The sequence below is a fragment of the Pseudanabaena sp. 'Roaring Creek' genome, assembly GCF_001402795.1.
Classification (GTDB): domain Bacteria; phylum Cyanobacteriota; class Cyanobacteriia; order Pseudanabaenales; family Pseudanabaenaceae; genus Pseudanabaena.
In genome coordinates this window covers 1-6,306 of sequence record NZ_LIRE01000168.1, presented here as the reverse complement: position 1 = coordinate 6,306, position 6,306 = coordinate 1, and the positions used below count along the sequence as shown (strand labels likewise).

Here is a 6,306-nt window from a genome sequence, read left to right as displayed (position 1 = left end):
GCGCTTCCACAAACCATTTAGGATTGCTATATACTGGCGATCGCTTATGATGGCGATCGCTAAAGCCATCTCCATCGGTTTTTTGAGTTTTTATGTGCTCAAAGCATATAAAAACCTCTATACTTCAACGCTTTGGAAATAATTAGGAACAACGATGATTAAACTCTATGGTGGCGCGAGAAGTCGGGCTGCAATTATTAAATGGTATCTAGAAGAATTGGAAACTCCCTTTGAGTTTCAATTGCTGGATCTAAAAGGAGGTGAGCATTTACAGCCTGAATTTTTAGCCATTAACCCCTTTGGGAAGGTTCCCGCCATTGATGATGACGGCTTAATCGTTTGGGAGTCGGGTGCGATTTTGCTCTATCTCGCTGACAAGTACGCTCAATTACCCACAATCCAAGATCGAGCGATCTCTGCCCAATGGATATTATTTGCCAATTCCACCCTTGGTACTGGGCTTTTTAGTGCTGAAACCCGCGAGAAGGAAACACCAAGGTTACTCGGTGGATTAAACAAAGTTCTCGAAAAACAACCCTATCTTACTGGCGATAGCTTTACGGTATCGGATGTGGCGGTGGGCACAATTCTCGGCTATGCGATTTTGATGCTGCAACTGTCCTACGCCGACTATCCCGCGATCGATGCTTATGTAAAACGCCTAAGCGATCGTCCCGCTTACAAAAACAATATCTTAGCTATCAAATAAATAACGTCAGTTCGGGTTAAGCTGGCAAATTTTAAAAGTCCAAAAGTAAAAGCCTTGCGTAGCAAGGCTTTTACTTTTGGACTTTGAGAAAGGGTTTGCGTAGCAAACCCTTTCTCAAAGCTCGTTTCAAATTATCCCGAACTTGGGAATTGGTATAAGGGGTATTTTGAGCAAAATTTGCATTGTCCTAGGACTCACCTTGATTTGAATCAGACCCATCAGACCCAAAAATTTTGTTCTTCTAAGTGACAAAAACAAGTATAAATAGTGGCAAAAATAAGTACAAATAGTGGCAAAAATAAGTGCAAATCGTGGCAAAAACAGGTATAAGTACAGTTGGAATGTAGCATAAATCCGAGAAGCTATGATGCAGCATCATTTGGGCATAAATTTGGGACATGAACGTTCCGTAGCGATCGTTCGAGATGGCGAGATCGTGGTGGCAATCGAGCAAGAGCGTCTGGATCGCCAAAAATACAGTATTGGGTATATGCTTCAGTCGGTTGGAGTAGCTTCTCAGATGCAATTGCCTTGGGAATCAATACGTTACTGTCTTGACAGTTGTGGCATAGCGATCGCTGATATTGCATCGATTACCGCAAATATGCCTGGCGTTGACTTTGCCCCTGATATCGCTCGCAGGGTATTCCCTAAAGATGTGGCTGACAAGGTTATTGCTCTACCCAGTCATCACCTCGCCCACGCTTACTCAGCGTTTTGGCCATCGGGATTTGACGAAGCGGTAGTACTAGCGGTAGATGCTACAGGTAGCACAGGTGCAGACCATCGTACGGAGTCCTATACCCTATACGAAGGTCGCGGTCATACTTTAACCACCCTACATAGTGAAACCGTAGCATCCCATCTAGCAGGGATCTCCACCCTTGGCTTTATTTATGAATACATTACCCGCAAAGCTGGGTTTGTGACCAAGATGGGGAATACACAGATTAGCCATGCCGAAGCTGGGAAACTGATGGGGCTAGCGCCCTTTGGCGGACAACAATCCCAATGGAATCGATGGATTCATCCTGTGGAAGGTTCCTATGCTTTATCCATCTCTCCCTACGATATCTTTTTGGAAGTAGCGGCTTTAGAGAAACGTTACGATACGGGTACAGGTAAGCCTTACCTCCGTCCGTATTTGGTTGATTTGGCATACAAGGTACAGCAGGAATTGGAACAAGCATTGCTGCATATTGTCGATTTGGCATTAAAGCAAACGGGATTGCGGAAGCTTTGTATTGCTGGTGGTGTCGGCTTGAACTCCGTTGCCAACTATCAGCTTTTACATCACCTCCAACTAGAGGACATCTTCATCTTTCCTGCGGCTGGGGACAGTGGTATTGCCGCAGGAGCTGCACTTTGGGCTTATGCTACGAATGGAGGCAACAAACGTCCAAAATTAACTAAAGCCACTTTGGGTCATGCCTATAGCGATCGCCAAATCAATCGGGATCTGCAAAAGTTTGAGGCAGATGTTACAGTTGTGGAACTTTCCGATGACGCAATGGTCGATCGCACCGCGCAAGCCCTAGCCCAAGGGTATATTGTCGCCCGCTTTGAAGGTGGTTCGGAATATGGACCACGCGCTTTAGGACATCGCTCGATCTTGGCCGATCCATCCTTTGAGCGAATGCAGGATATCTTGAATGTTCGCGTCAAATTTCGGGAAGCGTTTCGACCTTTTGCACCAGTCATTCCCTTAGAGGATGTATCGCAGGTATTTGAGATGTCAGTAGGTGCTCCATTTATGCTGGTTGTGCCACCGATTCGACCAGAGATGCGCGACAAAATCCCCGCAGTCACCCATGTGGATGGTACTGGTCGAGTCCAAACTGTTACGGAAGCGGATAACGCCTACTTCTATAGGATTTGTCGGAAATTAGTTGAATTGCGTCAAGGGCTTCCCGTATTACTTAATACGAGCTTTAATATGGCGGGGCAACCCATAGTAGAGACTCCGTTAGAAGCAATTCAAACTTTTTTGGAAACAGATATTGACTATTTAGCCCTCGAGAATTTTTGGATTGCTAAGCGTCATGTCAAGGTGCAAAATTACGCAGAACATCTGGAAAAAGTCAAGCCTAGCGCCATTCCCTGTGGTTTACCCGCCGAACAGCCCTCTGTTTTAGACTTGATGGCTCAGCTCGATCGCGCTATGTTCTGGGGCGACATGACCGATTGTCCTTGGACTGAGGCAGAGTTGCAGACCCTATCTAGTCTGGGCGCACGTTATAAAGAAACCAGTATTTTGTTCCCCGACTCGCCCTTCGAGCGCCCATTAAAAACACAGCTTTCCGAGCATGTGGTATTGATATTAGATCCGCTCGGACAGTCTTTTCTTGCCGATCTATCTAAGTTGTCACAGGCGAAAAAATCCAATTTATCAACGTATACATTGCCACAAACTAAATTGCTACTAGCATTGCTAGATCGGTCTGAAGGATGGCAGGAGAGACTGCGGATTGCTCAGCGCTTGACGCATCGAGAGTTAGAGGGGCAATTGCATTGGGCGATGGAGCAACTTAGTCAGTATAACTTGCAACCCGAACTTGGCGATCGCCCGATGCTTCCCACGGAGTCTCCATCGGACTCAAATCTATTACCTCTTTTACCATCCGAGCCCGATCGCATCTTTGCCCCCTTTGCTGATGCAAATTTCTCATTGCGGAATTCTCTTAGCCAATTCCACAATCTATTGCGAAAATCCGATTATAGGGTGGAATTAATCTGCGATCGCTTAGGCATTGATGCACTCCAAGCGCTAGAGATCACCCATTTCCACTACTACGATCGCTACAAACTAGCCCATACCGATCTCGATAATTTAATCCGACTTTTCTTGCTGCGAGTTGCCTTGCCTGAAAGATCTTTACTGGAACTTTTTGGCATTAATTTGTTTGCAATTTTAAAGGAGCTAGGGCTGCTAATTCCTCGCAATGATCGGTGGGCTTCTCGAATCGATCTATTCTGCATTGAAGGGCTCTATCTGGCAACTGACCATCGCTATATGCTCTTGGATGAGGATAAGATTAGTGAGAACCCTGTAATGTATATCGGCTCAGACAGTGCAGGACTAGTCTATACAGCCCCCCAATATGCAGCGGAGCAGGTACTCGATCTTTGCAGTGGTAGTGGTATTCAAGGACTCGTGGCAAGTCGTTACGCTCGGCAAGTTACAGCTATCGATATCAATCCTCGCGCTATTCGATTTGCTAGGTTCAATGCTCAGCTCAATGGTATCGACAATATCAGTTTTCATGAAGGCAGCCTGTACGAACCCGTGCGAGGTCGTCGCTTCGATACAATTCTTGCCAATCCACCGTTCGTTCCCAGTCCGAATAAAAATCTCGGCTTCCGTGATGGGGGCGAAACAGGGGAAGAAATTTTGGTGCAGATCGTTAACGGCAGTGCCGCCCATCTTACCGAGAGCGGTCGATTATTTATCGTCTCGGATTTGGTGAATGCCAAGAACTATCAATCCAAGCTTACCGATTGGTGGCGGGGGGGAGCTACTCATCAGCTCGTCCTTTGTACTGCCGATCGCGATGAGATCCTATTCTCAATTCCCCACAGTCATGCTCCCTTCGGACAAACACTGGAGCATTACAATCAAGAACTGGAGAAATGGTTGCAGAATTTTCAGCAAGCAAATTTAACGGCTGTAAATTTTGGTTATATCTTCATCAGTTGTCTGCCTGCATCGCAAACTAGTTCTTACTATTGCCGTACAATCCATAACCCAACCACTGTAATCCACCAGCAAGTGTTGGCGTATTTCCAACAACAAACATGGTTGCAGTCATCAGAGCGTGGTAATTATTTTCTATCACTTGCCTCTGATTTGCGTTTCCGAGTAGAGGAAGATTTAGATGGTAGAGATCGTAAAATCGAGCTATTTTCCCCTGTAAATCCCTACTTTACTACCTATCAAATTAATGAAGAAGTTTGGCATCTATTACAAACAATTCATCGCATCCAGCCCCAGTGGAACGCTTTTGTGATTCCATTTAATGCAGGGTTAATCGAAGATTTAATTTGCAAAGGTATTCTCCATTTAAGCCCCGAACGCTTGACTGTAAAACCTGATCGGAAATCTGAAACCCCATTACCCAAAACTCAAAATATGACAATTACGGAGCTAAGTACCAAAACCACACCAACTTGTCTTTCTTCCTATCTATAATACCAAAACACAAAATGGCGTAGCCATTTTGTGTTTTGGTATAAAGCCCAAGAGATGAGTGGCGGCGCGAAGCGCCGCCACTCATCTCTTGGGCTTTATAAACCAACTAAATTATCGCGATGGATTACGGTCTCTTCCCCATCAAACCCTAGTAACTTGGGAATATCTTCCGATTGGGAACCGAGAATGCGCAGAATATCATGACTACTGTAATTAGAAATCCCTCTAGCGATTTCCTTGCCTTCGCGATCGCATAGACTTACCGAATCGTTTGCTTCAAACTTGCCTTCCACTCGAATAATGCCCGCAGGCAAAAGCGATCGCCCTTTGAGGATCACCGCCTTGACTGCGCCATCATCTAGAAATAACTTGCCTAAAGGAACCATTCCATAGGCAATCCACCGCTTACGGGCATTGACTGTCTTGGGTTGAGCCGCAAATTGCGTACCAAAGTTCTCTCCATGCAAAATTGCCGACAAGCGATCGGGAAAAGCTCCTCTGGTAATGACCGTACGTACTCCCGCTGCCGAGGCAATTCTTGCCGCATCCAGTTTCGTCGTCATGCCACCCGTTCCCCATTGTGTCCCGCCCCCTTGAGCCCCTAAAGCCTGCTTCTCGCCGATCGCTTGTCTGAGGTCTTGCAGTTCGGAATGCTCGACAAATTCAATGGGCTGAGCATCGGGATTTTGGCGGGGGTCGTCGGAATAAAGGCGATCGACATCGGTGAGGAGAAATAGCCAATCAGCCTCAACCAAACTCGCCACCAGCGCTGAGAGCGTATCGTTATCGCCAAACTTTAATTCATCCACCGCAACCGTATCATTTTCATTGACGATCGGTACTACACCCATGGCCAGCAACTCATGGAAAGTAGCATGGACATTCATATAATGCTGGCGCTGGATCAAATTTCCCCTTGTTAATAGCACCTGTGCGACGGGTTGCTGCAATGAACCAAAAAAGTCATCATAAATCCTCATTAAGCGTCCCTGTCCTACCGCCGCCACCGCTTGCTTTTTCGAGATTTTGCGGGGACGTTGCTTAAGCCCTAGCCTGCCGCAGCCAATCCCCACCGCCCCCGAAGATACTAAAATCACGCTATGTCCTTCCCGTCGCAGATGGACGATCGCTTCCACTAATTTCGCGATCGTTGCGAGCTGTAAATCCCCCGATTCAGGATGACTGAGACTAGATGTACCAATTTTGATCACGACGATTTGAGGTTGGATCTGTGGTTGGATTTGTGACTGAAGCGGCGGTTGCATTTACTTTGAATCGCTATAGAAAAGATTGGTTCTGTAAACGAATCCTTTATCATATCACTCAGGTCACCACTCATAAGTCACTTGAAACCTCAAGAATTAACGGGCGGCGCTTTGCGCCGCCCGTTAATTCTTGAGGTTTATAG

3 protein-coding genes are annotated in these 6,306 nt (G+C 46.3%); 2 read left to right on the top strand and 1 reads right to left on the bottom strand.

What is annotated here, in order from left to right:
- Nucleotides 1-154: 154 nt before the first annotated feature.
- Complete coding sequence (locus AC805_RS05330; RefSeq protein ID WP_055074457.1) at nucleotides 155-709, top strand: glutathione S-transferase family protein; 555 nt, start codon at nucleotides 155-157, stop codon at nucleotides 707-709.
- A gap of 364 nt (nucleotides 710-1,073) precedes the next feature.
- Complete coding sequence (locus AC805_RS05325; protein ID WP_055074456.1) at nucleotides 1,074-4,898, top strand: carbamoyltransferase C-terminal domain-containing protein; 3,825 nt, start codon at nucleotides 1,074-1,076, stop codon at nucleotides 4,896-4,898.
- Nucleotides 4,899-4,993: 95 nt separating this feature from the next.
- Here AC805_RS05325 and proB read toward each other — a convergent pair whose 3' ends face one another.
- Nucleotides 4,994-6,163, bottom strand: coding sequence for a glutamate 5-kinase (gene proB / locus AC805_RS05320; RefSeq protein WP_055074455.1), 1,170 nt, complete (start codon nucleotides 6,161-6,163; stop codon nucleotides 4,994-4,996).
- Nucleotides 6,164-6,306 lie beyond the last annotated feature (143 nt).

What these genes read in the sequence shown, in the direction of transcription:
- AC805_RS05330 (WP_055074457.1), top strand. Translation starts at nt 155, where the DNA reads ATGATTAAACTCTATGGTGGCGCGAGAAGTCGGGCTGCAATTATTAAA.
- AC805_RS05325 (WP_055074456.1), top strand. Translation starts at nt 1,074, where the DNA reads ATGATGCAGCATCATTTGGGCATAAATTTGGGACATGAACGTTCCGTA.
- proB (WP_055074455.1), bottom strand. Translation starts at nt 6,163, where the DNA reads ATGCAACCGCCGCTTCAGTCACAAATCCAACCACAGATCCAACCTCAA.